Annotated in this window: 22 protein-coding genes and 1 riboswitch; of the genes, 8 read left to right on the forward strand and 14 right to left on the reverse strand. The window is 71.9% G+C overall.

Annotation, left to right across the window (positions count from 1 at the left end):
• Positions 1-25 precede the first annotated feature (25 nt).
• From BGO15_RS00400 to BGO15_RS00425, 6 genes are all read right to left on the reverse strand, one after another.
• Complete coding sequence (locus BGO15_RS00400; protein ID WP_056209766.1) at positions 26-865, reverse strand: SDR family oxidoreductase; 840 nt, start codon at positions 863-865, stop codon at positions 26-28.
• A 26-nt stretch (positions 866-891) separates the two neighbouring features.
• A complete protein-coding gene (locus BGO15_RS00405; RefSeq protein ID WP_056209763.1) occupies positions 892-1,662 on the reverse strand; it encodes an enoyl-CoA hydratase/isomerase family protein in 771 nt (256 codons plus the stop codon).
• Positions 1,659-2,420, reverse strand: a complete 762-nt coding sequence (locus tag BGO15_RS00410) for an SDR family NAD(P)-dependent oxidoreductase (protein WP_056209760.1) — start codon at positions 2,418-2,420, stop codon at positions 1,659-1,661. The genes BGO15_RS00405 and BGO15_RS00410 overlap by 4 nt, the downstream gene beginning before the upstream one ends.
• A gap of 166 nt (positions 2,421-2,586) precedes the next feature.
• On the reverse strand, positions 2,587-4,098 hold the full coding sequence (glpK, locus tag BGO15_RS00415; protein ID WP_056209758.1) for a glycerol kinase GlpK: 1,512 nt from the start codon (positions 4,096-4,098) through the stop codon (positions 2,587-2,589).
• 41 nt (positions 4,099-4,139) lie between these two features.
• The gene (locus BGO15_RS00420) at positions 4,140-4,895 is read right to left on the reverse strand and encodes an MIP/aquaporin family protein (RefSeq protein WP_056209756.1); all 756 of its coding nucleotides are present in this window, start codon (positions 4,893-4,895) and stop codon (positions 4,140-4,142) included.
• Positions 4,896-5,013: 118 nt separating this feature from the next.
• The gene (locus BGO15_RS00425; RefSeq protein ID WP_416361459.1) at positions 5,014-6,735 is read right to left on the reverse strand and encodes a glycerol-3-phosphate dehydrogenase/oxidase; all 1,722 of its coding nucleotides are present in this window, start codon (positions 6,733-6,735) and stop codon (positions 5,014-5,016) included.
• Positions 6,736-6,863: 128 nt separating this feature from the next.
• Here BGO15_RS00425 and BGO15_RS00430 point away from each other — a divergent pair, with 128 nt between their 5' ends.
• Positions 6,864-7,838, forward strand: a complete 975-nt coding sequence (locus BGO15_RS00430) for a sugar-binding transcriptional regulator (protein WP_048809066.1) — start codon at positions 6,864-6,866, stop codon at positions 7,836-7,838.
• Between the two features lie 4 nt (positions 7,839-7,842).
• On the opposite strand, the gene BGO15_RS00435 is transcribed toward BGO15_RS00430, so the two are convergent.
• The 3 genes from BGO15_RS00435 to BGO15_RS00445 all read right to left on the reverse strand — a co-directional run bounded on the left by BGO15_RS00435 (position 7,843) and on the right by BGO15_RS00445 (position 10,738).
• Positions 7,843-8,628 carry an energy-coupling factor transporter transmembrane component T family protein gene (locus tag BGO15_RS00435; protein WP_056209751.1) on the reverse strand — a complete coding sequence of 262 codons (786 nt, stop codon included), beginning with the start codon at positions 8,626-8,628 and terminating at the stop codon, positions 7,843-7,845.
• Positions 8,625-10,121 carry an ABC transporter ATP-binding protein gene (locus BGO15_RS00440; RefSeq protein WP_156454805.1) on the reverse strand — a complete coding sequence of 499 codons (1,497 nt, stop codon included), beginning with the start codon at positions 10,119-10,121 and terminating at the stop codon, positions 8,625-8,627. Before BGO15_RS00440 ends, BGO15_RS00435 begins: the two co-directional genes overlap by 4 nt.
• Positions 10,118-10,738, reverse strand: coding sequence for an ECF transporter S component (locus tag BGO15_RS00445; RefSeq protein ID WP_056209746.1), 621 nt, complete (start codon positions 10,736-10,738; stop codon positions 10,118-10,120). Before BGO15_RS00445 ends, BGO15_RS00440 begins: the two co-directional genes overlap by 4 nt.
• Positions 10,733-10,842: riboswitch (TPP riboswitch) on the reverse strand. It overlaps the preceding gene by 6 nt.
• Before the next feature lie 36 nt (positions 10,843-10,878).
• Here BGO15_RS00445 and BGO15_RS00450 point away from each other — a divergent pair.
• Positions 10,879-12,429, forward strand: coding sequence for a hypothetical protein (locus BGO15_RS00450; protein WP_056519775.1), 1,551 nt, complete (start codon positions 10,879-10,881; stop codon positions 12,427-12,429).
• Between the two features lie 12 nt (positions 12,430-12,441).
• On the opposite strand, the gene BGO15_RS00455 is transcribed toward BGO15_RS00450, so the two are convergent.
• Genes BGO15_RS00455 through BGO15_RS00470 form a run of 4 tightly spaced genes read right to left on the reverse strand, consistent with a single transcriptional unit; the run spans position 12,442 to position 15,765 of the window.
• On the reverse strand, positions 12,442-13,377 hold the full coding sequence (locus BGO15_RS00455; protein WP_056209734.1) for a J domain-containing protein: 936 nt from the start codon (positions 13,375-13,377) through the stop codon (positions 12,442-12,444).
• Entirely contained in the window at positions 13,374-13,886 is a 513-nt protein-coding gene (locus BGO15_RS00460) for a hypothetical protein (protein WP_056209731.1), read from the reverse strand. Before BGO15_RS00460 ends, BGO15_RS00455 begins: the two co-directional genes overlap by 4 nt.
• Entirely contained in the window at positions 13,883-14,701 is an 819-nt protein-coding gene (locus BGO15_RS00465; protein ID WP_056209729.1) for an LssY C-terminal domain-containing protein, read from the reverse strand. Before BGO15_RS00465 ends, BGO15_RS00460 begins: the two co-directional genes overlap by 4 nt.
• Positions 14,698-15,765, reverse strand: a complete 1,068-nt coding sequence (locus BGO15_RS00470; RefSeq protein ID WP_082486401.1) for an enoyl-CoA hydratase/isomerase family protein — start codon at positions 15,763-15,765, stop codon at positions 14,698-14,700. The genes BGO15_RS00465 and BGO15_RS00470 overlap by 4 nt, the downstream gene beginning before the upstream one ends.
• A 92-nt stretch (positions 15,766-15,857) precedes the next feature.
• Here BGO15_RS00470 and BGO15_RS00475 point away from each other — a divergent pair, with 92 nt between their 5' ends.
• Entirely contained in the window at positions 15,858-17,054 is a 1,197-nt protein-coding gene (locus BGO15_RS00475) for an ABC transporter ATP-binding protein (protein ID WP_082483226.1), read from the forward strand.
• On the forward strand, positions 17,051-17,857 hold the full coding sequence (locus tag BGO15_RS00480) for an ABC transporter permease (protein WP_056209726.1): 807 nt from the start codon (positions 17,051-17,053) through the stop codon (positions 17,855-17,857). The genes BGO15_RS00475 and BGO15_RS00480 overlap by 4 nt, the downstream gene beginning before the upstream one ends.
• A gap of 9 nt (positions 17,858-17,866) precedes the next feature.
• On the opposite strand, the gene BGO15_RS00485 is transcribed toward BGO15_RS00480, so the two are convergent.
• Complete coding sequence (locus BGO15_RS00485; protein WP_056209723.1) at positions 17,867-18,265, reverse strand: hypothetical protein; 399 nt, start codon at positions 18,263-18,265, stop codon at positions 17,867-17,869.
• A 110-nt stretch (positions 18,266-18,375) separates the two neighbouring features.
• On the opposite strand from BGO15_RS00485, the gene cofG reads away from it, so the two are divergent.
• Genes cofG through cofC form a run of 4 tightly spaced genes read left to right on the forward strand, consistent with a single transcriptional unit; the run spans position 18,376 to position 23,895 of the window.
• Positions 18,376-20,745, forward strand: coding sequence for a 7,8-didemethyl-8-hydroxy-5-deazariboflavin synthase CofG (cofG, locus tag BGO15_RS00490; protein ID WP_056519837.1), 2,370 nt, complete (start codon positions 18,376-18,378; stop codon positions 20,743-20,745).
• Positions 20,742-22,268 carry a flavin-containing monooxygenase gene (locus BGO15_RS00495; protein ID WP_235557470.1) on the forward strand — a complete coding sequence of 509 codons (1,527 nt, stop codon included), beginning with the start codon at positions 20,742-20,744 and terminating at the stop codon, positions 22,266-22,268. The genes cofG and BGO15_RS00495 overlap by 4 nt, the downstream gene beginning before the upstream one ends.
• Entirely contained in the window at positions 22,265-23,278 is a 1,014-nt protein-coding gene (gene fgd / locus BGO15_RS00500) for a glucose-6-phosphate dehydrogenase (coenzyme-F420) (protein WP_056519778.1), read from the forward strand. The genes BGO15_RS00495 and fgd overlap by 4 nt, the downstream gene beginning before the upstream one ends.
• Positions 23,275-23,895 (forward strand): 2-phospho-L-lactate guanylyltransferase, encoded by a 621-nt coding sequence (gene cofC, locus BGO15_RS00505; protein ID WP_056209720.1) that lies wholly within the window; start codon positions 23,275-23,277, stop codon positions 23,893-23,895. Before fgd ends, cofC begins: the two co-directional genes overlap by 4 nt.
• The last annotated feature ends 50 nt before the right edge of the window (positions 23,896-23,945 follow it).

Raw genomic sequence — 23,945 nt, forward strand, 5'->3', positions numbered from 1 at the left:
GCGCAGGGACGACCGTCGGCGGCGATCAGTCGAGGAAGATGTCGGGGAACAGGTCGCTGTCGGGGGTTCCGGGCACCGCAGCGTAGGCCGAGAAGTCGGTGATGCCGGCGTCCTCGAGCACGTCCTCGACGATGAGGGTCTGCCCGGTGTACTTGCGCGAGGGCTGCAGCAGCACCTCGTAGGCGGCGTCGGCGTAGATCTCCGGGGTGCGGCTGACCTTCATCATGCGGTCACCGCCGAGCGCGAACTGCACCGCGGCGGTCGCGATCGTCGTGCGGGGCCACAGCGTGTTCGCCGCGATGCCCGACGAGGCGAACTCCGCGGCGAGCCCGAGGGTGACCATCGTCATCCCGTACTTCGCGAGCGTGTACCCGGTGTGCGCGCCGAGCCACTTCGACGAGAGGTTCAGCGGCGGCGACAGCGACAGGATGTGCGGGTTCGGCGCGTCCTTGAGCACGGGAAGCGCGGCCCGCGACAGCAGGAACGTGCCGCGCACGTTCACCCCCTGCATCAGGTCGTACTTCTTGGTCGCGAGGTCGAGCGAGCCCGACAGGTCGATCACGCTCGCATTGTTGACGACGATGTCGATGCCGCCGAACTCACCCTGGGTCTTCAGCACCGCCTCGGTGATGTCGTCCTCGTTGCGCACGTCGCCGACGATCGGCAGGGCGCGTCCGCCCGCCGCCTCGATCGCGGCGGCCGCAGTGTGCACAGTGCCCGCGAGCTTCGGGTGCGGGGTGTCGGTCTTTGCGATCAGCGCGATGTTCGCGCCGTCGCGCGCCGCGCGCAGGGCGATCGCCAGGCCGATGCCGCGGCTTCCGCCGGACATCAGGATGGTCTTGCCGGCAAGGGATGCCTCGGTCATGTCTCTCCTCGTCGAGTGATGGGGCGTCAGCGCCGGGTTGCCGCCGCGGCGAACGCGGCGATGCGCGCCTGCGCCTCGGGGGTGTCGAAGGCGGCGCCGATCGACGCGGCCTCGTCGGCGACGGCATCGGCGAACGGCCGCCGCGTGCCCGCACGCACGAGACGCTTGGCCTGGCCATACGCGCCGGCGGCTCCCGCGATCCACTCGCGAGCCACCTCGACCGCGCGCGCCTGCACGCGGTCGGGCTCGACGACTTCGGCGACGAGCCCCCAGTCGAGGGCTTCCTCGGCGGGCAGCAGCCGCTCCTGCAGCACGAGCTGCAGCGCGCGACGCTCCCCCACAGCGCGGGCGAGCTGCGCCGTGACCGACAGATCGGGGGTGAGGCCCATGCTGGCGTAGCGGCTGCCGATCTTCGAGTTCTGGCCGACGATCGCGTAGTCGCTGGCGAGCAGGATGCCGAGCCCGCCGCCCGCCGTCGTGCCGTGCGCCGCGGCGACCACGGGCACGCTCGACTCGGTGAGCGAGAGGATGCCGCGCGAGATCACGTGCGCGAGTTCATCGAGCGCGCGGGCCGAGCCGATGCCCGAGGCCATGGCGAGCACGTCTCCGCCCGCGCAGAAGGCGGGGCCGGCGGCATCCACCACGATCGCCTTCACATCGGGGCGCGCCGTCGCGTCGGCGGTCGCGTCGGCCCAGGCGTAGGCGAGCGCGTCGTCGAACGCGTTGAGCCGCTCGGGGCGGTTGAGGGTGAGCCGGGCGAGGCCGTCCTCGACGGAGTAGAGCAGCGGGTCGCTCATCGCGGCGCCATCCGGATCGCCCCGTCGAGACGGATCGTCTCGCCGTTGAGGTAGCCGTTGCGCACGATCTCGGCGACGAGCGACGCGTACTCCGCGGGCTTGCCGAGGCGCTGCGGATAGGGCACTTGCTGACCGAGGGAGTCCTGCGCGGGCTGCGGGAGACCCGCGAGCATCGGCGTCTCCATGATGCCGGGAGCGATCGTCGTCACCCGGATGGCGTAGCGGGCGAGCTCGCGCGAGATCGGCAGGGTCATGGCGTGCACGCCGCCCTTCGACGCCGAGTACGCGGGCTGGCCGATCTGGCCGTCGAACGCCGCGACGCTCGCGGTGTTGACGATCACGCCGCGGTCGCCCGAGGCGGTCGGCTCGCTCACCGCGATCGCGGCCGAGGCCTGCGCGATGACGTTGTAGGTGCCGATGAGGTTCACGCGGACGATGCGCTCGAACGCCGCCAGCGGGCTCGGCGTGCCGTCGCGCTCGAGCACCTTCGCGGGCGGGGCGATGCCCGCGCAGTTGACGACGACCCGCAGCGGACCGGCCGCGACGGCGAGCTGCACGGCGGCCGCGACCGCTTCCGGGTCGGTGACGTCGGCGGGGGCGAACAACCCGCCGAGCTCCGCGGCGCGCTCCGCACCGGGAGACGACGGCAGGTCGACGATGGTGACGGTGGCGCCGAGCTCGGTCAGGCGCTGCGCGGTGGCGAAGCCCAGCCCGCTCGCGCCGCCGGTGACGAGCGCGCTCGCTCCGGTGATGTCCATGTGTTCTCCTTCGAACCGCCCGGGCGAGGGCCCGCGGCATCCGTCGTCAGCCTAGTCGCGGAATCGAGTCTCGACCAGCGTGGGACTCAGTATCACGCTGGATGCCGCGGCAACGACGAGGGCGCGGGCGGCCGAAGCCGCCCGCGCCCCGCGGTGACGTGTGCGCTCAGCGCACGTCGGCGTCGACCCAGTCCATCGACTTGGTGACGGCCTTCTTCCACAGACGCAGCTGACGGTCGCGCTCGTCGGCGTCGAGCTTCGGCTCCCAGCGACGGTCCTCCTGCCAATTGGCACGCAGGTCGTCGAGGTTCGACCAGAAGCCGACCGCGAGACCGGCCGCGTAGGCGGCACCGAGCGCGGTGGTCTCGGCCACGACCGGGCGCACCACCGGCACACCGAGGATGTCGGCCTGGAACTGCATGAGCGTGTTGTTCGCGATCATGCCGCCGTCGACCTTCAGCTCGGTCAGGTCCACACCGGAGTCGGCGTTGACCGCGTCGAGCACCTCGCGGGTCTGGAAGGCCGTGGCCTCCAGCGCCGCGCGGGCGATGTGACCCTTGTTGACATAGCGGGTCAGACCCACCAGCGCACCGCGGGCGTCCGGACGCCAGTACGGCGCGAACAGACCCGAGAACGCCGGCACGAAGTAGACGCCGCCGTTGTCCTCGACCGACTTCGCCAGCTCCTCCACCTCGGGAGCGCTGGAGATGAGGCCCAGGTTGTCGCGCAGCCACTGGATGAGCGACCCGGTGACCGCGATCGATCCCTCGAGCGCGTAGTGCGCGGGCTGGTCGCCGAGCTTGTAGCCGAGGGTCGTGAGCAGGCCGTTCTTCGAGTGGACGATCTCCTCGCCCGTCTGGAAGATGAGGAAGTTGCCCGTGCCGTAGGTGTTCTTGCTCTCACCCGGATCGAACGCCGCCTGGCCGAAGGTCGCGGCCTGCTGGTCGCCGAGGATGCCCGAGACCGGAGTCTCGCGCAGCAGCGACGAGTCCTCGACCGTGCCGTACACCTCGGAGGACGAACGGATCTCCGGCAGCATCGACAGCGGCACGCCGAAGTCCGCGAGGATGTCCTCGCGCCACGACAGCGTCTTCAGGTCCATGAACAGCGTGCGGCTGGCGTTGGTGACGTCGGTCGCGTGCACGCCACCCTCCGGGCCGCCGGTGATGTTCCAGAGCACCCAGGTGTCGGTCGTGCCGAAGAGGAGGTCGCCCGCCTCGGCGCGCTCTCGTGCACCCTCGACGTTGTCGAGGATCCACTTGATCTTCGTGCCCGAGAAGTAGGTCGCCAGCGGCAGGCCGACGATCTCCTTGTAGCGCTCGGTGTCGCCCTTCGCCAGCTCGTCGACGATCGACTGCGTGCGAGTGTCCTGCCACACGATCGCGTTGTAGACGGGCTCACCGGTGTTCTTGTCCCACACGACGGCGGTCTCGCGCTGGTTGGTGATGCCGACGGCGGCGATGTCGTGACGGGTCAGGTCGGCCTTCGCGAGCGCGATTCCGATGACCTCCTGCACGTTCTGCCAGATCTCGACGGGGTTGTGCTCGACCCATCCCGCCCTGGGGAAGATCTGCTCGTGCTCCTTCTGACCGGTGGCGATGATACTGCCGGCCTTGTCGAAGATGATCGCGCGCGAGGAGGTGGTCCCCTGGTCGATCGCGATGACGTAGGTGCTCATGTTGTGGTGACTTCCTTGTCTGTTCGAAGGATGGTGTCGGGTCAGTGGCCGAGGTGCAGGAGCACGGGGGCCGCGACGGCGGCGATGGCACCACCGATGAGCGGTCCGACGACCGGGACCCACGAGTAGGCCCAGTCGCTCGAGCCCTTGCCCTTGATCGGCAGCAGCGCGTGCGCGATGCGGGGGCCGAGGTCACGGGCGGGGTTGATGGCGTAACCGGTCGGGCCGCCGAGCGAGGCGCCGATGCCGACCACGAGGAGGGCGACCGGAACGGCCGTCAGCGGGCCGAGGCCACCGGGGACACCGATCTGGATGTCGCCGTAGTCGGCGAAGGCGAAGATCACGAAGACCAGCACGAAGGTAGCGATGATCTCGGTGACCAGGTTCCAGAAGTACGAGCGGATCGCGGGGCCGGTCGAGAAGACTCCGAGCTTCGCCGCCGGGTCGGGCTCGGCATCGAAGTGGTCGCGGTAGGCGAGCCAGGTGAGCACCGCACCGATGAACGCACCGAGGAACTGGCCGCCGACGGCGGTGCCGAACTCTGCACCGTCGATCTTGCCGGCGATGAGCAGACCGAACGAGACGGCCGGGTTCAGCTGCGCACCGGAGTACGCCGAGACGAGCACACCCGCGAACACCGCGAGGCCCCAGCCCCAGTTGATCATGAGCGTGCCGCCACCGAAGCCCTTGTTCTTCGCCAGGATGACGTTGGCGACGACACCGCAACCGAGCAGGATGAGCATCCCCGTGCCCACCACCTCGGAGAGGAAGTACAACCCCAGGTTGACTGATGACATGTCGACGTTGACCTTTCGTTTTCTCCGGTACGACGCCTCTGCCTCGACGGCGCCGGCCCGGCTCTATGAGTGACCTGAGTGATGTGTCCGCCGGTGTCAGGTCGCACCGGAGCTGGTGTCAGGCGGCGTGGAAGGCGACGCCTGATCGGGTGACGTCGATGCGGTGGGCCTCGGAGAGCGTGCGCACGGTCTCGGCGACCTGCGACTGCACCTCCTCGTCGCTCCAGTGCATCGACTCCTGGATGCTGCGGCCGATCTCTTCGAGCGCGGCGAGGGTGAGACCCCCGACGAACGCGATCGAGGTGCGGCGCAGCAGCAGATCGAGAAGGCTGACCACGTCTTCGGATGCCGCGAGGTGCGCGAGCTCGGAAGCGGTGTAGCCGGGAACCTGACCCAGGTCGGCCTCGCCGACCGGAAGTGCCGCGAGCAGCGGCGCGGCCTTGGTGCCGTAGCGCTCGAGCATGCGGTCGACGAAGGCCGCGTCGTGCCCTGCCGCGTGGTCGATGACCCACGAGCGGCGCTCTCCGTCGGATCGGGGATAGCCCTTGCCGCCGCCGATCTGCAGGGTGGCGGTGGAGGCGGTGCGCGTGACGCCGAGGATGGTGGTGACATCCGTGCTCACGTGCTCGGACAGCGCACGGAAGGTCGTCCACTTGCCGCCGACGAGGCTGAGCACCGGGGTGCCGCCCAGGGCGCCCTTCTCGATGCGGTAGTCACGGGAGACGAAGCCGGGGGCGAGGTCGTCGTGACGCGGGAGCGGGCGGATGCCGGAGAACGTGTAGACGATCTGCGAGCGGTCGACCGCGATGCCGGGGAAGACGTGACCGACGAGGTCGAAGAAGTAGTCCACCTCGTCGTCGGTGCACACCACGGGCTTGCTCGGGTCTGCGTTGATGTCGGTGGTGCCGACCATCACGCGGTCCTTGAGCGGGTAGATCAGCACGATGCGACCGTCGGAGTGCTCGAAGAAGATCTCGTTGCCCCGGGTGGCCGCGAGCAGCTCGGGGTTGTCGAGCACGATGTGCGAGCCCTTCGTCCCTCCCATGAAGCGGGTCGGGGTGCCGAGGGCGTCGTTGGTGAGGTCGGTCCAGGGGCCGCTCGTGTTGACGATGACCTTGGCGGTGAAGGAGAAGCGCTCGCCCGAGACGGTGTCGCGCAGCACGACCGACGAGCCGTCGGAGGCGGCGGCTTCGAGATAGTTCGCCGCCCGTGCACGGTCGCCGCCGACCTCACGGCCGTCCTGCAACACGTCGTACGCCAGACGCTCGGGGTCGTGCATCGAGGCGTCGTAGTAGGTCGCGGTGTAGGCGACGTCGGGGTTCATGTCGGGGAACTCGCGCAGCGACGACGCGCGGCGGGCGAAGCGGTGACGTGGCACCGTACCGCCGTCGCGGGAGAAGGTGTCGTAGATCATGAGCCCGACCTTGATCAGCAGGGCGCCGCGCTCGCTGGGCTTGCCGGTGCCGTGCGTGACGAGCAGACGGAAGGGGGCGGAGAGGATGCCCGCGAAGGTGCGGAAGATCGGGATGGTGGTCTGCAGCGGCCGCACGTAGTGGGGCGCCGTCTTCAGCAGGCGGTTGCGCTCGGTGACGGCCTCCTTCACGAGGCGGAACTCGCCGTTCTCGAGGTAGCGCACGCCACCGTGCACCATGTGGCTCGATGCGGACGAGGCACCCGAGACGAAGTCGCCACGCTCGACGAGCGCGACATCCACGCCCTGCAGGGCCAGGTCGCGGAACGTGGCGAGACCGTTGATCCCGCCACCGATGATGAGCACGTCTGCCGTCGGGCGCTCGCGAAGGGCGGCGACGGACGAACGTAGGGGGGTCGGCTCTGACACGCTCACGGTGAAACTCCTCATTGACAGACACCCTCAGAGTGGACCCGTTCGCACGTTCGTGCAACCAAAGTGCAAGAATGTGCATCCCGGGGAATCGACTGCACATTCGTGCGAAGAGGATGGTCGCAATGTCAGAGGATGCGAACGCCACGCGCTCGCGCGACGCCCTGCGGGCCGCACAGCTCTATTACCTGCAGGACCGCAACATGGACGCGATCGCGAACGAGATGAAGATCTCGCGCTCCTCCATCTCGCGCCTGCTCGCGTACGCGCGCGAGAGCGGACTCGTCGAGATCACCGTGCACTCCCCACAGGAGGCTGCGAGCCACCTGACCCAGCGGCTCGGCGAGCGCTATGGCGTCACCGTGCACGTCGTGCCCACCCGGCCACGGGTGACCGAGGCCGAGCGGCTCGAACGCACCGCGATGTCGGCGGCGCGGATCCTCGCGATGATGGCCGACTCGAACATGGTCATCGGCGCCGCCTGGGGCGCCACCCTCTCAGCCATCGCCCGCAACCTGCCGCGCAAGGCGCTGCACAACAGCCACGTCGTGCAGATGAACGGGGCGGCGAACGTCGAGACATCCGGCATCGGCTACGCCGGGGAGATCCTGGACCGCTTCGGGCGCGCGTTCGATGCGCGGGTGCACTACTTCCCCGTTCCCGCCCTCTTCGACGACCCCATGACCAAGCAGGCGATGTGGCGGGAGCGCTCGGTGCGCTCCGTGCTCGACGTGCAGGCGCGGGTCGGGCTGTTCGTGTTCGGCCTCGGCTCCCCCAAGGCCGACGTCCCCTCCCACGTCTACGCCGGCGGCTACTTCACCGCCGACGACATGCACACCCTCGCGCGCTACGACGTGGTGGGCGACTGCGCGACGGTGTTCTACCGCGGCGACGGCACCCCCGACGGCATCCCTCTGAACGGTCGCTCGAGCGGCCCCGACTTCGAAGCCGTCAAGCGCATCCCGCATCGCCTGTGCGTCGTGTCGAGCGAGTCGAAGCTCGATGCACTGCGCGGCGCACTGCGCGCCGGGATCATCACCGATCTCGTCGTGGAGGAGACCGTCGCGCGGCGGCTCTCGGCGACCGTCGACGCCCCCTGACGGCTCAGAGGGTCAGCACGAACCGCCACGATCCGGTGACGAGGGCGATGCCGACGGATGCCGCGGCCACCGCGAGCCCCAGCAGCACCAGCACCGCGTCGCCCGCCGTCAGCCGCGACGTGCGCGCCCACGTGCGGGTGACGGGCGCGTCGAAGCCGCGCGCCTCCATCGCCGTCGCGAGATCGGAACCCCGCCGGATCGCCAGCACGAACACCGCGAACGCCTGACCGAGGAAGCGGCGCACCCGCCCGTTGTCGGCGATCCCTCGCGCGCGACGTGCACGGGCGAGCTCGTTCCAGTCGTCGATGAGCAGGCCCACGAGCCGCATGCCCGCGAGCGCGCCGATGACGAACCGGGCCGGAAGCTTCGCGAGCTGGGCGAGTGCGTCGGCGAGATCGGTGGGGTCGGTGGTCGCGAACAGCACGACACTCGGCACCGCGATCGCGAGCACGCGCAGTGCGATGGCGGCCGCCAGCAGCAGCGACCCGTCGGAGACGTGCACGAGTCCCCACTGCAGGTAGGTCTCGCCGCCGGCGCGACCGTACAGCACCGTGGCGGCCGCGGCCATCAGGGCCGACACCACGATCGGCCACAGCCGCAGCCACAGGCCGCGCGCCGACAGCCGGGCGAACGGCAGCAGCACGAGCACGGCGGCGAGCGCCACCGCGGCCGACACCGGATCGATCGACAGCAGCAGCGGCACCCCGACGACGGTCGCGGCGACGAGCTTCGCGAGGGCGTTGCGACGGCCGAGCACCCCGGTGCGCTCGTCGAGGGTGGCGAGGCTCATCCGACACCTCCGGGGGCGGATGCCGCGGCCCCGAGCGCCACCACATCGTCGGCGAGCTGCGCGACGAGGGCCTCGTCGTGGGTGACGGTGACGATCGCGGTGCCCGCGGCACGCAGGTCGCCGAGCAGCCGCACGAGCTGCTCCCAGGTGCGGGCGTCCTGCCCGAAGGTCGGCTCGTCGAGGACGAGCACGCGGGGGCGGGTCGCGAGGGCGGCGGCGACCGTGAGCCGCCGCTTCTCGCCGCCGGAGAGGGTGAACGGGTTCACGGCGGCGAGACGCGACATCCCCATCTCCTCCAGCAGCGGGTCCACGCGGGCGGCGACCTCTGCCGGGGGCAGCCGCAGGGCGCGCGGGCCGATCTCGAGCTCACCGCGCACGGTGCGGGCGGCGAGCTGGTGGTCGGGGCTCTGGAAGACGGTGCCGATACGGGTGAGCAGCTCCCGCGAGCGCCAACGCAGCGGATCGGGGCCGATCGTCGCCCGGCCCGCGGCGCGCAGCTCGTCGGAGGCCACCACGGCACCGGCCGCGGGGGCGAGCAGCCCCGCGACGGTCAGCGCCAGCGTCGACTTGCCGACGCCGTTCGGGCCCGTCACGGCCAGCACGCGTCCGGCCCGGGCGGCGAGCGCGATGCCCGACGCCGCCACGACCGCCTCGCGCGCCCCGAACGGACGCCGACCCACGGCGAGGCCGTGCGTCGACAGCAGCGCGGGGGACGCGGCATCCGCCGCCGCGGTCAGCGCCGGATGGGGATGCCGCCCCGGAACCCACACCCCTGTCTCGGCGAGCACGTCGCCATGGGTGCGGAACACCGTGTCGGGCGCGCCGTCGGCGAGCACGCCACCGCCGGCCGCCAGCACGACGACCCGGTCGACGTGCGCCGCCCACACGTCGACGCGATGCTCGACGACGACCAGGGTCGCCCCCGTCGCGGCGACCGCGGCGATCACCGCGTCGCGCACCTCGACGACGCCGGCGGGATCGAGGTTCGCGGTCGGCTCATCGAGGAGCAGCAACCCCGGGCGCATCGCGAGCGCCCCCGCCAGCGCGAGACGCTGCTTCTGGCCACCCGAGAGAGCGGATGTCGCGTGCTCGAGCCCCACGCGCAGCCCGACCGCGTCGAGCGCGTCGCCGACGCGCGGCCAGATCTCGTCGGCAGCGACCCCCAGGTTCTCGCAGCCGAACGCGACGTCGTCGCCCACCCGGGCGAGCACGACCTGACTGTCGGGGTCCTGCAGCACGAGACCGGCGACGCCGCGGGCGCGTGATGCCGGCCGGTCGCCGACGGTCAGTTCGCCGCGCTCCTCGCCGTCCTCGTCGCCGCCGAGGACACCCGCGAGGCCGCGCAGCAGCGTGCTCTTGCCGGCGCCGCTCGCGCCCAGCAGCAGCACCCGTTCGCCGGGGGCGATGTCGAGGTCGAGCCCGTCGACGGCGAACCGTCCGCGTCCGGCGTGGCGCCAGCCCCACCCCCGGGCGCGGACGGCCGCAGCGCTCACGCGTCGGAGGCGGTGCCGCGCACCTCGCGTCCGGCGGCGAACCGGTCGAGGGCACCGGTCGCGGCGAGGCCGCGCACGATCAGCCACGACACGAGTCCGGCGAGCACGATGCCCGAGATCACCGCCGAGACGGCGTAGATCGTGCGGGGGCCCAGGTCGTAGGCGGCGACCGACGAGAACGTCGTGTCCATGAACGCGACCGCGACTCCCGCGAGCGCGCCGGAGAAGAGGGCGACCGGCAGGTTCCAGCGGCGGTAGCGCACGATCGCGAACGCGAGCTCCGCTCCGATGCCCTGCACGATGCCCCAGATCAGGACGGTGTAGCCCCACTGGGTGCCGACCGCCATCGAGACGACGGCGGCGACGACCTCGGCATAGAGCGCGGCGCCGGGCTTGCGGATCACGAGACCGCCCAGCACGCCGGCGAACAGCCAGCCGCCGGCGAGAAGTCCCTCGAGACCCGGCAGGAACGCCAGTGCGGTGCTCAGCGGGGTCCACGCCTGTCCCCAGGCCCAGAAGACGACGCCCGCCGCGACGCCGATGACGCTGGCCACGACGATGTCGACGACCCGCCAACGCAGACGCACACCGGTGGTGGATGCAATGGTGGAATGCACGAAATACTCCCTTCCTGCGCTGGCATGACCCAGATCAGGTTCGACGGTCGAAGCGCGATCCGCTTCCTCTCAGCCCGGCACACCGGACTCCCGTGGTTGACATCGCGAGTATAGCCACGCAGACGCGCTATTTTCGTGGGATGACCTCGACTCCGCCGCCCGGTTCTCGGCGCGCTCGACGCCAGCAGGGCTCCACCGGCGAGATCGAGGTCGCGACCGCCGAGACCGGCGACATCCCGATCCTTCTCGACGGGCCGCTCGCCCCCGAGGCCACCGCGCTGCCCACCGTCCCGCGCGACGGGCTCGCCGTTCCCAGCATCGTGCCGGTCATCGTCGAGGAACCGCACATCGAGGCGCTCACCTGGGTCTCGCCGGCGCAGGTGGCTGCACGTACCCGCGGGCGAGAGCTCACCATCGGCTCCGCGCCGGTCACCGAGGCGCCCGTGGGTGACGTCGATCTCATCGCGGCACCCCGCCGACGCCGCCGCCGGCCGAAGGTCGCCGTCATCGCGCCGATCGTGACGGCCGTGGCCGCCGTGGCGGCGTATGTGATCGCCGCGCTCGTCTGGCCTCTCAGCGCGATCCCCCCGACCGTCACTCCGGCGACGCTCACGGGAGCGGCGGCCCCGGCCGCGGCGGTCCCGTGGCCCGCGGTCGGCGCCGGAGCGGTGGGCGTGCAGGGCATCGGCTCCGGGCTCGCGTCGACCTCGACCCCGCAGGAGATCGCGAGCATCTCGAAGGTCGTCACCTCGCTCATGATCCTGGAGAAGAGCCCGGTCTCCAGCTCCGACCAGGGCCCCTCCTACACGTTCACGTCAGCCGACCGCCGCACGTATCAGTCGTACCTCGCGAGCGGCGAGTCGGCGCTCGCGGTGCCGGTGGGGAGCTCCCTCACCCAGTACCAGCTCCTGCAGGGCATCCTCATCGGGTCGGCCGGCAACTACGTCGCCAAGCTCGCCTCGCAGTACTGGCCGTCGAACGACGCGTTCGCGACCGCCGCCACGGCGTTCCTCACCGCGCACAGCATCTCCGGCATCACGCTGAAGGAGCCCACCGGCATCAACCCGGCGAACACGGCGACCCCGAGCGCGCTGATCCAGCTCGGCGAGCTGGCGATGGCCAACCCGACCATCGCGGACATCGTGCGCCAGACGTCGGTCACGCTGCCGGGCGCCGGCGTGGTCGAGAACACGAACGACCTCCTCGCCGACGCCGGGGTGGTGGGTATCAAGACCGGCTCGTTGAGCGCGTACAGCCTGCTGGTCGCGAAGGACGTCACGATCGACGGGGTGACGGTGCGCCTGTACGCCGCGGCCCTCGAGCAGACTTCCCACGCGAATCGGGATGCCGCGGCCCGCGCCCTGCTCACAGAGCTCCAGGCCGACGTGGTCGCCTCCCCCGCGCTGACGTCCGGCACGACCGTCGCAACGGTCACCACCGTGTGGGGCGCCACGACCTCGCTCGTCACGTCCGGCGATCTGTCGGTGCTCGGCTGGAACGGCTCGATCCCGTCGGTCGCGGCGCAGTTCGACCTCGGTGCGGCGCGCGATGCCGGTGACACCGTGGGAACGGTGACGGCGAACGGACCGCTGAACACCTCGACGGCGAAAGTCACGCTCAGCGCGCCCCTCGTCGACCCGTCGCCGTGGTGGCGACTCACGCACCCCCTGCAGCTGCTCGGCGCCCGCTGAGCCGGCGCGTCGTCAGACGAACTCGACGCGCTGCTGCAGGCGCGAGCGCACGTCGAACACCTCGGTGCCGCCGATCGGACGGGCACCGGTCGCCCCACGGCGCAGCACCGTCGCGAGCGCGCTGCGGGTCGTGACCACCACGAGCAGTCCGCGCACCTTGCCGAGCTCGGTGATCGCCTGCGCGACCTGATCGTCGGGGACGACCACGATCGCGCCGGTGAAGCGCACCCCCGCCTGCCGCGCGACCGTGCGGATGCGGCCTATCAGCTCGGTGATGGGAGCACCCGCGATGTGCGCCCCGACGATCTCCCCGCGCCGCAGCCCGATCGGGTCGCCGAAGTCCTCGGAGAGCAGCCCGTACAGCCCGCTCGGACCCAGCACGATGTGGTCGAGCTTCGCGTCGGGGTCGACGCCGCGCTTGTCGGCGGCCACGTCGTGCCACACGGTGTAGCCCATGCCGAGGTCGGCGACGATACGTGCGGTGGCCTCCTCGGCGAGCGCGTCGGCCAGCAGGTGCCGGATGTCGCGGGGCGCCGCCCGCACGAGGTCGGCGGCGTAGGGGTCGGCGATCTCCGCCCCGCGCCCGACCCACTCCCGGATGAGCGTGAGGTACCGCTCCCGTCGCCACCCGCCCGGCTGGCCGAACGCTCGGGCGCGGGGACGCGTGTCGGGGCGCGTCTGCGTGGAACGCGAGGCGGTGGCATCCGTCTCATCGTCGGAGGAGAACGAGCGGCCGCGGTCGAAGACGGCGCGCGCCTCGGGGGTGCCGATCAGCTCCCAGGCGCGCTGCACCCGGATGAACACGGCGGCGTCGCCGCCCGTGTCGGGATGGGTCTCGCGCATCCGGGCGCGGTAGGCGCGCCGCAGCTCGTCGTCGGTGGCGGATGCCGCGACGCCGAGCACCTCGTAGGGGGATGCCCCCAGGGGGCCGGCGAAGGGATCGGTCATCGGCGCTCCGTCCGGCGGGCGTAGGCGGCCGCCGCGCGGGACGACAGGGCGAGCAGGACGAGGATGTCGAGGGCGAGCGTCGTGAGCGAGCCGTCGAGGGTCAGCTGCTGTCCCTGGGCCCACCACGACACGAACGCGGACACGATGGAGATCGTCGAGACGATGAGCACGAGCACCCGCGCCCAGTTGCGCCCGAGATAGATGAACAGGGCGAGCACGAGGTCGACGACGACGAAGAAGCCGCCGCTGACGAGAGCGACCGTCAGAAGCACGCCGCTCTCGGCGGCGAGGCTGCCCGCATCCGACGCGCCTTCGAGGGTGGCGAGCACCTCGGGCCAGTCGAGCACGAGCGACACGAGCACCACAATGCCGCCGATGGCGCGCAGCAGCACGAGCAGGGCGCCGGCGACCGTCGCGCCGGGCCGCGGCATCCCGGGGTCGTACGGCGTCGGTTGCGCGAGGCGGGCGGGGGCCTCGAAGGCGGCGCGCTTGTGGGGCGTCTCGCTCATGCCGCCACCCGCGTGACGTCGATGATCGGCAGGTTCCCGTCGGTGCGGATGGTGTCGCCGCCGCCGTTGCGTGAGTGGTAGCCCGTCGAGAAGTCGGCGAGCACATCGACGCGTATCTCGGGATGCGCCCGGGTGAGGGTGGCGACGATGTGATCGCGTTCGATGTCGGTGTCGGCGTCGATCCGGTGGGTGATCTGCAGCGTGAACAGCGAGAGCCCGACGGAGGTGTCGAAGGTGCCCGCGGCGAGCCAGTCGACCCGCGCACCGCCGGGCAGCAGCCAGCCGTCGGGGCAGCGCCAGAACCGCACGTGGTGGCGCTGGGCGGGGTTGCCGTCGACCTCCTGCTGGTAGGCGAAGTCCTGCTGGCGACCGAAGAGGAACAGGGGACTGACCGGCGCCTCACCGTAGCTGCGTCGCGTGAGGGTCGACGCGACGATGCGCCACGAGGAGCGAAGCGTCACCGGGTCGGCCTTCGTCCATCCGGCCGCGGTCAGCGCTCGTTCGATCGCGTCGCCGTCCCCGCGCAGCGCGAGGTTGACCGGGTCTCCGAGCAGGCCGTCGCTCGTGCGGGTGCGTCCGATGAAGTAGTCGGGCACGTAGATCGTGGTGAGGATGCGGTGCAGCCGCGGCAGCACGAGGTAGGCCAGCAGCGCCCAGAACACGATGCCGCCGGCGATGCCCCACCAGCCGAGTCGCAGCGACTCCTCGGCGCTCAGCACGGCGAGCCACACGGCCGCGACCCCCGCGAAGACGAAGAAGAACCAGTCGAACGCGATGCCGATCGAGTAGGCGCGACGGTGCGGGCGCGTGCTCATGACCAGAGCGGCACGGCCGGTTCGTACGAGAATGCGGCGGCGATCGTGTCGGGCGTGACGCCGTCGTGGGTGGCGGGGTTCCAGTGCGGATCGCGGTCCTTGTCGACCAGCTGGGCACGGATGCCCTCGACCATGTCGGGCTGGGTGTGTGCGAACCAGAGCACGAGGCGGTACTCCTGCTCGAGCACGGCGCGCAGCGTCGGCAGCTCCCGCGCCCGGCGCACCGCCTCGAGCGTGACGGCGAGAGCAGTGGGCGCCGCGTGGGTGAGCCGGTCGGCGAGGGCGGATGCCTCGGGCTCTCCGACGGCGCGCAGCTTCGCGATGATGCCGGGCACCGTGTCGGCGTCGAAGGTCGCGTCGATCCAGGGCTGCTTCGCGGCGAGCTCGGATGCCTCGGGCGTCTCGTCGAATAGCAGCACGAGCTCGGCGGGTCCGGAGGGGTCTGCCCGCGTGACGAGGGCGTCGCGGATCGCGTCGAGGTGCGCGGAGGGGACGAAGTGGTCGGCGAAGCCCGCGTGGATCGCATCGGAGGCGCTCATCGTGTCGCCGGTGAGGGCGAGGTATTCGCCGAGCCGGCCGGGTGCGCGGGACAGCAGGTAGCTGCCGCCGACGTCGGGGGTGAATCCGATGCGGGTCTCGGGCATCGCGAGCCGGGATCGCTCGGTGACGATGCGCACGGCGGCGTGGCCGGCGAGACCGATGCCGCCGCCCATGGTGATGCCGTCGGCGAAGGCGACGATGGGGGCGGGGTATTCGTCGATCGCGGCGTTGAGGGCGTACTCCTCCCGGAAGAACACCCCCACCTCGTCGACCCTGCCCGCGACGATCGAGGCGTAGAGGGCACGAACGTCGCCGCCCGCGCAGAGGCCGCGATCACCGGCGCCGTCGAGCAGCACGGTGTCGATGTCGGCGTCACCCCGCCAGGCGTCGAGTGCCGCCCGGAGGGCACGGATCATGTGCACGTCGAGCGCGTTGATCGCCGCAGGGCGGTCGAGGGTGAGGCGGCCGAGCGAGTGCTCGGTGCGAACCACGACGCCGGCATCGGTGGGGTGCACGTCGGTCACGGGGCAACGTTACCGCCCGATGACGGCGCAAATCCCGGGTCGATCGGCGGTTGTCCGCCAAGATGGAACCACCACGGACCGAGGAGGAGCCGATGCCGGACGGCCAGGTGCTCGAATTCACCGACCTGCGCAAGAGCTTCGGCCGCGTCGATGCGGTCGCGGGCCTGACCGCGCGCGTCGAGCCCGGCGTGGTGACCGGCTTCCTCGGCCCGAACGGGGCGGGCAAGACCACGACGCTGCGCATGCTGCTCGGTCTGGTGCGCCCGACATCGGGCACCGCCCGCATCGGCGGACGCCTCTACGGTGAGCTGACCGATCCGCTGCGCAGCGTCGGCGCGGTGCTCGAGGCATCCTCCTTCCACCCGGGTCGCTCGGGCGCGAACCATCTGAAGGTCTACGCCCAGGCGGCGGGAATCCCCACCTCCCGCGTCGACGAGGTGCTGGCGCTCGTCGGCATGTCGGATGCCGCGGGCCGCAGGGTCGGCGGGTACTCGCTCGGCATGCGGCAGCGCCTCGGCCTCGCCTACGCCCTGCTGGGAGACCCCGGAGTGCTGATCCTCGACGAGCCGACGAACGGCCTCGACCCCGAGGGCATCAAGTGGATGCGCACGCTGCTGCAGCATCTGGCCCGCGAGGGTCGTACGGTGCTCATGTCATCGCACCTGCTCTCCGAGGTGCAGCAGACAGCCGACGCCCTGCTCATCGTCGCCAAGGGGCGACTGGTCTACCAGGGTGCCATCGAGGACATCGTCGGCCCCGACGAGGTGTCGACGGTGGTGGATGCCCCCGACCGCGCCGCCCTCGCGGCAGCCCTCACCGCGGGCGGCTTCACCTACGACCTCCTGCGCACGGGCTTCACGGTTCTCCACGCCGATGCCGTCGAGGTCGGCGCAGCCGCCGCGGCGGCCGGTGTCGCCCTGTCGTCGCTCGTGCGCCGCGGGCCGAACATCGAAGAGGCGTTCCTCGAGCTGGTCTCCGGCGACCGCGTGCATGCGTCCGCCGCCGGCATCCTCGCCCCCGCGGCGGACGCCGCCGCACCCGATGAGCCGGCCACCACCGCGTCGGCCGCACCCGATGTGACATCCGCGGCAGGTGTGCCCGACGGCTCGAGCACGACCGAGCTTGAGGGCGCGACAGAGGGCGTGGAAGAGGTCGAGCGTCCGGCAGAGGTCGTCGAGCTCGCCGACGTCCCGGTCGCCGCCGGGAGCGATGCGACCGAGGAGTACCCGGATGACGCGGAGCCCGCCGCATCCGATACCGACCGCCACGACGAAAGCGAGCAGCGATGAGCCTCGCCCGTGCCACCCGATCCGAGCTGACGAAGCTCTACTCCACCGCGATCTGGTGGATCCTCGCGATCGTGCTCGTCGTCTACGTCGGGTTCGTGTCCACGTTCCTCGGATTCGTCCTGTCCTCATCGAGCACGGGCAGTGCGCTCAGCGAGTCGAGCAGTGAGGTTCCGGCGACGCTGTACAGCCTGGCCTCGTCGATCGGCTACGTCTTTCCGCTGCTGATCGGCACGCTCATCGTCACCGGCGAGTTCCGCCACAAGACGCTCACGCCGACGTTCCTGGCGACCCCCGCGCGCGGCACTGTGCTGTGGGCGAAGCTGCTGGCCTCGACGACCCTCGGACTGCTCTACGGCGTGCTCGCGCTTCTCGTGACCGTCGGACCGATCGCGGGTCTGCTCGCCGCCCACGGTCTGCCTACCGGTCTCGGCTCGTCCGACACCTGGGCGCTGGTCGGACGCATCCTGCTCGTGTTCGTGCTGTGGACCTGGGTGGGCCTGGGCCTCGGCACCCTCATCCGCAACCAGGTCGCCGCGATCGTCGTCGTGCTCGCGTTCACCCAGTTCATCGAGCCGCTGCTGCGCCTCGGCACGATGTTCGTCTCGTGGCTGCAGGATGTCGGGCGCTTCCTGCCCGGCGCGGCATCCGACCAGCTGGTGGGCTCGTCCGTGCTGACGCTCGGTCAGGGCGGAGCGTCTCCCGACCCGCTCACCTGGTACGCGGCGGCCATCGTGCTCGCCGCCTACGCATTCGCGCTGCTCCTGCTCGGCCACATCTTCAGCTGGCGACGCGACGTCGCCTGAGCGGGCGCGTCAGTCGGCGTCGGGCGCGAGCTCGGCGACATCCGTCGGCTCGTCGCCGCCGTCGAGCCGCAGGGCGCGCAGCAGTGCCACGCCGTGCCGCGTGGTGAGGATGATGCGCGAGAACTCCGCCGACTCGTCGAGGTCGATTACCACACCGGGGCGCTTCGCCCGGATGACGGCGAAGTCGTCACCGACGCCGGTGCGCCACGTTCCCGCGGCGGTGACGCCCGGCACGTAGGTCGAGCGCCCGCGGGTGCCCCGCAGCCACGTCCACGGGTCGTCGGTGAGCTGAGCCCGGGTGATCGACGAGCGTTCGACGACGATATTCCGCTTGCGGAATGCCGTGAGCCGCTCGGCGCCCGACAGCACGATCTCGAGCTGAGCCGAGTCGAGCAGCAGGGTCACCATGCGCCTAGTCTGCCAGGGCACCGCGGCGGCCGCGGCGGCGTTTGCTTACATCCCGGCAACGATCCGACAACCCCGACGCCTTCTGCGGGTGGAAGACTGAACCGGTGAGTCTGGCCGATCATCCGGCGCCGGCGTCCGCCGTGCGCATCCCCGAGGCGATCGCCGCCGCCCGCGCGGGCCGCGACCTCGACGCCGCCGACGCCGAAGCGCTGCTGGGTGCCGTTGGCGACGATCTCGAGGCGCTGCTGGCCGCGGCATCCGCTCTGCGCGACGAGGGGCTCACCGCAGCCGGCCGCCCGGGCGTCATCACCTATTCGCGCAAGGTGTTCATCCCGCTCACGACCCTCTGCCGCGACCGCTGTCACTACTGCATCTTCGTCGACACCCCCTCACAGCTGCGACTGCTGCGCAAGCCCGTCTACATGACGCCCGAGCAGGTGCTCACCGTCGCCCGCCAGGGCGCCGCCCTCGGATGCAAAGAGGCCCTGCTCACCCTCGGCGACCGCCCAGAGGACCGCTGGCCCGAGGCGCGCGCCTGGCTCGACGAGCACGGCTACACCTCGACGCTCGACTACGTCGCCGCGATGGCTCGGCTCATCACCGCCGAGACCGGGCTGCTCGCCCACGCGAACCCCGGCGTGATGTCGGCGGACGAGCTGCGGATGCTGCGCCCCACCGCCCCCTCGATGGGGATGATGCTCGAGACGACCTCGCGCCGGCTGTTCGAGGAGCCCGGGCAGGTGCACTACGGCTCGCCCGACAAGGACCCCGACGTGCGACTGGCGGTGATCGAGGACGCCGGCCGAGAGCGGGTGCCGTTCACGACGGGCATCCTCGTCGGCATCGGTGAGACCGTGCACGATCGGGCGGAGTCGCTCATCGCGCTCCGCGATGCGCACCGCCGCCACGGTCACGTGCAGGAGGTGATCGTGCAGAACTTCCGCGCGAAGCCGCGCACCGCGATGCGGGCCGCGCCCGACGCGTCGCTGCTCGAGTACGTCGCGGCGGTCGCGACCGCGCGCCTCGTGCTCGGGCCGCGCATGCGCGTGCAGGTGCCGCCGAACCTGTCGGATGAGACGGAGTTCGAGCTTCTCGTGCGCGCCGGCGCCGACGACTGGGGCGGGGTGTCGCCGCTCACCGCCGACCACGTCAACCCCGAGCGCCCCTGGCCGCACCTCGACGACCTCGCCCGTCGCACCGCCGAGCTCGGCTTCACCCTGCGCGAGCGGCTCACCGCGCACCCCGAGTTCGTGCGCGATCCCGACGGCTGGATCGACCCCGATCTCCGACCCGCGGTCGCGAGGCTCGCCGACCCCGACTCGGGGCTCGCCGGTGACGCGGCGCCCGCACTCCGTCGCTGCGGCGCCCCGGCGGCATCACGGCGCAGCGGCGGCGACCTCGCCCGACTCGCGGAGGCCGCGGCATCCGCCCCCGGAGACCTCGACGACGGCGACTGGGTGCGCCTGCTGACCGCGACCGGGTCCGGCCTCGACACCCTCACCGCGACCGCCGACGACGTGCGGCGCTATACGGTCGGCGAGACGGTCAGCATCGTCGTGAACCGCAATCTCACCTCCACCGGGTTCCGGGCGGTCGCGACCGGCGAGCCCGGCACGTTCACGCTCGACGACGTCGCGGCGATCACCACCGACGCGTGGGACCTCGGCGCGACGGAGATCTGCGTGCAGGGGCGGGTGGCGGCATCCGAAGATCCCCGCGCCTATCTCGACATCGCCCGCACCGTGCACGAGACGGCGCCCCGCCTGCACCTGCACGCCTACCGCCCGCAGGACGTCTGGGATCTCGCCGACCGCGGCGGGCTCGGTCTCGACGGTGCCCTGGCGGCACTCCGGGACGCGGGCGTGCGCAGCGTACCCGGCACCGGCGTCAAGGTGCTGAGCGAGCGGGTGCGACGGGCGGCGTTCGACGGCGACCTCGAGATCGACCGGTGGGAGACGGGCATCCGCGCCGCGCACGCGCACGGCTTCCGCTCGACGTCGGTGCTGTTCTACGGCCACGTCGAGACCGCCGGCGAGCGCGTCGCGCATCTGCGTCGCCTGCGTGAGCTGCAGGCGGATGCCGCGGCCGCCGGCAGCGGCGGCGGCTTCACCGAGTTCGTGCCGATCCCGCTTCCCGCGCCGCTCGGCGGCGTGCCGCTCGTCGCCGGCCGCGCCCCGATCGACGAGCATCGCGCGATGGTCGCGGTCTCGCGCCTGCTGCTGACGGGCAGTATCCCCCACGTACAGGTGCCCTGGACGCGGCTCGGAATCGCGGCGACCGCCGTGCTGCTGCGCTCGGGCGGCGACGACCTCGGCGGCACCCTGCTGGATGGACGCGTGCGCCCCGATGCCAGCGTCGAGCAGGGGCTCGAGCTGCCGATCCCCGAGGCCGCGCGGCTCGCCGCGTCGCTGCTGCGACCGTTCCGGCAGCGAACGACCGACTACCGCGAGCCCGATGCCGAGCGGAAGGCGGCCCGGTGACGGCGACGCGGGTGCTCATCGTCGGCGCGGGCTTCTCGGGGCTCGCCGCCGCGTTCGCGCTGCGCGACGAGGGGCATGACGTCACCGTCATCGAGCGGGCGGCGAGCGCCGGCGGTACGTGGCGGGACAACGTCTATCCCGGCATCGCGTGCGACGTGCCGTCGCGGCTCTACCAGCTGCGCTCGCACCTGAGCGGCGCGTGGACGCGCGAGTTCGCGCCGGGTGAGGAGATCCGCACCTACCTCGAGCAGGTCGCCGCCGAGCTCGGCGACGCCCTGCGCTACGACACCCCGATGACGGCCGCGACCTGGGACGCGGGCGCGTCGCTGTGGCGGGTCTCGACCGGCGGCGCCTCGCCGGCGCAGCTCGAGGCGGACGCCCTCGTGCTCGCGTGCGGCCGGCTGACCGAGCCGCGCATCCCCGAGATCGAGGGACTCGCGAGCTTCCCCGGGCCGATCTTCCACTCGGCCCGCTGGCGCGACGACGTCGACCTCACCGGAGCCCGCGTCGCGGTCATCGGCTCCGGCGCGAGCGCCGTGCAGCTCGCCCCCGAGATCGCGAGACGCGGCGCCCGGGTGACCCTCTTCCAGCGCACGCCCGCGTGGATCGTCCCGCGCGGCGGGCGCACCTACGACGCCGACGAGCGAGCGGCCCTCGATGCCGACCCCGACGCGGTGCAGGCCGCGTACGACGCGCTCTACCGCGAAGGCGAGGAACGCTTCGCGTCGCGGTCGGGGGATGCCGCGGCATCCGCGCGCGCCCACGCGGCCGCCCTCGACCACCTCGCCGCGCAGGTGCCCGACGAGACGCTGCGGGCGGCGCTGACGCCGGCGTACGCGTTCGGCTGCACCCGTGTGCTGCTCTCGGACGACTTCTACCCGTCGATCGCGTCGGGTCTCGTCGACCTCGAGCCGTCGGCGCTCACCGAGGTCTCGGGCACGACGCTGACCGCCGCGAGCGGACGACGCATGGATGCCGACGTCATCGTGCTGGCGACCGGTTTCGCCGCCGCCGAGCAGCCCTATGCCGAGCTCGTCACCGGTGAGCACGGCACCCTTGCGGCTCACTGGGCGACCGGCATGACCTCGTTCGCCTCGACGGTGGTCACCGGCTTCCCGAACCTGTTCGTGCTCAACGGCCCGAACGCCTCGCTCGGGCACAACTCCTCGGTGCTCATGGCCGAGCAGCAGGCCCGGTACGCCGCCCGCGCCCTGCGCGAGCACCCTGCCGTGCGGCGGGTGCGCCCCGAGGCCGAGACCGCCTACACCGCCGCGATCGACGCCGCCGCCGCCGCGACGCCGTGGCTGACCGGCGGATGCCGCAACTGGTACGTCGATCCGCGTTCTGGCCGCCTGACGCTGCTGTGGCCGGCGCCCGTCGACGCGTTCCGGCGCGTGCTCGACGGCGCGACCGGCGCCGAGTTCGAGCCGCCGCACGAGCTCGTCGGCGCCGCCGGCGACGGTGCGGCATCCGTCATCGACTCGACCCCCGACTCCGACACGTCCACGATGGGAGCATCATGACCATTCCCCTGCGCCTCGGCTACAAGGCCTCCGCCGAGCAGTTCGGCCCCGGCCAGCTCGCCGACTTCGCCGTGCTCGCCGAAGAGGTCGGCTTCGACTCGGTGTTCATCAGCGACCACTTCCAGCCGTGGATGCACGAGGGCGGCCACGCACCGGCGGCGATCCCGTGGCTCGGCGCCGTGGGGGCCCGCACCTCGCGGGTGCTGCTGGGCACCTCGGTGCTCACCCCCACGTTCCGCTACCACCCGGCGGTCATCGCGCAGGCATTCGCGACGTTGGGGCTGCTGAACCCTGGCCGCATCGTGCTCGGCGTCGGCACCGGCGAGGCGCTCAACGAGGTGACACTCGGCCTCGACTGGCCCGAGCCGCCCGAGCGCTTCCAGCGCCTCAAGGAGTCGATCACGCTCATCCGCGAGCTGTGGTCGGGCGAGCGCGTCACGTTCGACGGGCAGTTCTACTCGGTGACCGACGCCACCGTCTACGACCGTCCCGACGAGCTCGTGCCGATCTACATCGGCGCCGCCGGTCCCGCCGCCACGAAGCTCGCGGGCCGAATCGCCGACGGCTTCATCACCACGAGCGGCAAGGACCCGGCCCTCTACGTCGACACCCTGCTGCCCGCGCTCGAAGAAGGCATCACGAAGGCCGGCCGCAGCGACGACGACGTCGACACCCTCATCGAGGTGAAGGTGTCGCTCGCCGACGACCGCGAGACCGCGCTCGAGAAGACCCGCTTCTGGGCACCGCTCGCGCTCTCCCCCGAGGAGAAGCGCGACGTGCACGACCCGATCGAGATGCAGCGCCGCGCCGCCGAGCTGCCGATCGAACGGGCCGCCTCGCGCTTCATCGTGTCGACCGACCCCGACGAGCACGTCGAGCAGATCTCCCGCTACGCCGAGCTCGGCTTCCGTCACCTCGTGTTCCACGACCCGGGCTTCGACCAGGAGACCTTCCTGCGCACCTACGGCACCGAGATCCTGCCGCGCCTGCGCGCCCGTTTCGGAGCGTGACCGCCGCCCCGCCGCCGCTGTTCACCGTCGTCGTGCCCGTGAAGCCGACGTCGGTGGGCAAGTCGCGCCTGCGCGTCGCCGACCGCGCCGCCCTCGCCCGCGCGATCGCGCTCGACACGATCGCCGCGGCCGCCGCGGCGCACCGGGTCGCCGAGGTGATCGTGGTGACCGACGACGCGGAGCTTCGCGCGTCGGCGGCGTCCGGCCGCGTGCGCGTGATCGATGAGGGCGAGGCACGGGGGTTGGATGCCGCGATCGCACGCGGCGTGGCGGCCGCCGCCACCGCCCACCGCGCGGCGCTCCTCGGCGACCTGCCGGCGCTGCGCTCAGGCGATCTCGACGCGGCGCTGGCGGCCGCGGCATCCGTCGACCGCGCCGTCGTCGCCGACGCGGAGGGCACCGGATCGACGCTCGTCACCGCGGGCGCGGGGGTGCCGTGGGCGAGTGCGTTCGGCGACGGCTCGTTCGCTCGCCATGTGGCCCTCGGGTGCGCGGTGCTGCCGGTGTCGGATGCCTCGACCCTCCGCCGCGACGTCGACACCGCCGCCCAGCTGGCTGTCGCCGCGACCCTCGGAGTCGGTCCCCGAACACACGCCGTCCTGGTGGCCGCCGGCTGAATCTCATGGCACGACGGCGACGTCGTGCACAAGATGCTTGGCGCCGGCCG

Origin of the sequence: Microbacterium sp. 71-23 (assembly GCF_001897265.1) — a bacterium.
Lineage (GTDB): Bacteria > Actinomycetota > Actinomycetes > Actinomycetales > Microbacteriaceae > Microbacterium > Microbacterium ginsengisoli.

What these genes read in the sequence shown, in the direction of transcription:
- BGO15_RS00430 (WP_048809066.1), top strand. Translation starts at nt 6,864, where the DNA reads ATGTCAGAGGATGCGAACGCCACGCGCTCGCGCGACGCCCTGCGGGCC.
- BGO15_RS00410 (WP_056209760.1), bottom strand. Translation starts at nt 2,420, where the DNA reads ATGGACATCACCGGAGCGAGCGCGCTCGTCACCGGCGGCGCGAGCGGG.
- BGO15_RS00400 (WP_056209766.1), bottom strand. Translation starts at nt 865, where the DNA reads ATGACCGAGGCATCCCTTGCCGGCAAGACCATCCTGATGTCCGGCGGA.
- BGO15_RS00475 (WP_082483226.1), top strand. Translation starts at nt 15,858, where the DNA reads ATGCCGGACGGCCAGGTGCTCGAATTCACCGACCTGCGCAAGAGCTTC.
- fgd (WP_056519778.1), top strand. Translation starts at nt 22,265, where the DNA reads ATGACCATTCCCCTGCGCCTCGGCTACAAGGCCTCCGCCGAGCAGTTC.
- BGO15_RS00435 (WP_056209751.1), bottom strand. Translation starts at nt 8,628, where the DNA reads ATGAGCCTCGCCACCCTCGACGAGCGCACCGGGGTGCTCGGCCGTCGC.
- BGO15_RS00460 (WP_056209731.1), bottom strand. Translation starts at nt 13,886, where the DNA reads ATGAGCGAGACGCCCCACAAGCGCGCCGCCTTCGAGGCCCCCGCCCGC.
- BGO15_RS00480 (WP_056209726.1), top strand. Translation starts at nt 17,051, where the DNA reads ATGAGCCTCGCCCGTGCCACCCGATCCGAGCTGACGAAGCTCTACTCC.
- BGO15_RS00455 (WP_056209734.1), bottom strand. Translation starts at nt 13,377, where the DNA reads ATGACCGATCCCTTCGCCGGCCCCCTGGGGGCATCCCCCTACGAGGTG.
- BGO15_RS00420 (WP_056209756.1), bottom strand. Translation starts at nt 4,895, where the DNA reads ATGTCATCAGTCAACCTGGGGTTGTACTTCCTCTCCGAGGTGGTGGGC.
- BGO15_RS00405 (WP_056209763.1), bottom strand. Translation starts at nt 1,662, where the DNA reads ATGAGCGACCCGCTGCTCTACTCCGTCGAGGACGGCCTCGCCCGGCTC.
- BGO15_RS00465 (WP_056209729.1), bottom strand. Translation starts at nt 14,701, where the DNA reads ATGAGCACGCGCCCGCACCGTCGCGCCTACTCGATCGGCATCGCGTTC.
- glpK (WP_056209758.1), bottom strand. Translation starts at nt 4,098, where the DNA reads ATGAGCACCTACGTCATCGCGATCGACCAGGGGACCACCTCCTCGCGC.
- BGO15_RS00450 (WP_056519775.1), top strand. Translation starts at nt 10,879, where the DNA reads ATGACCTCGACTCCGCCGCCCGGTTCTCGGCGCGCTCGACGCCAGCAG.
- BGO15_RS00485 (WP_056209723.1), bottom strand. Translation starts at nt 18,265, where the DNA reads ATGGTGACCCTGCTGCTCGACTCGGCTCAGCTCGAGATCGTGCTGTCG.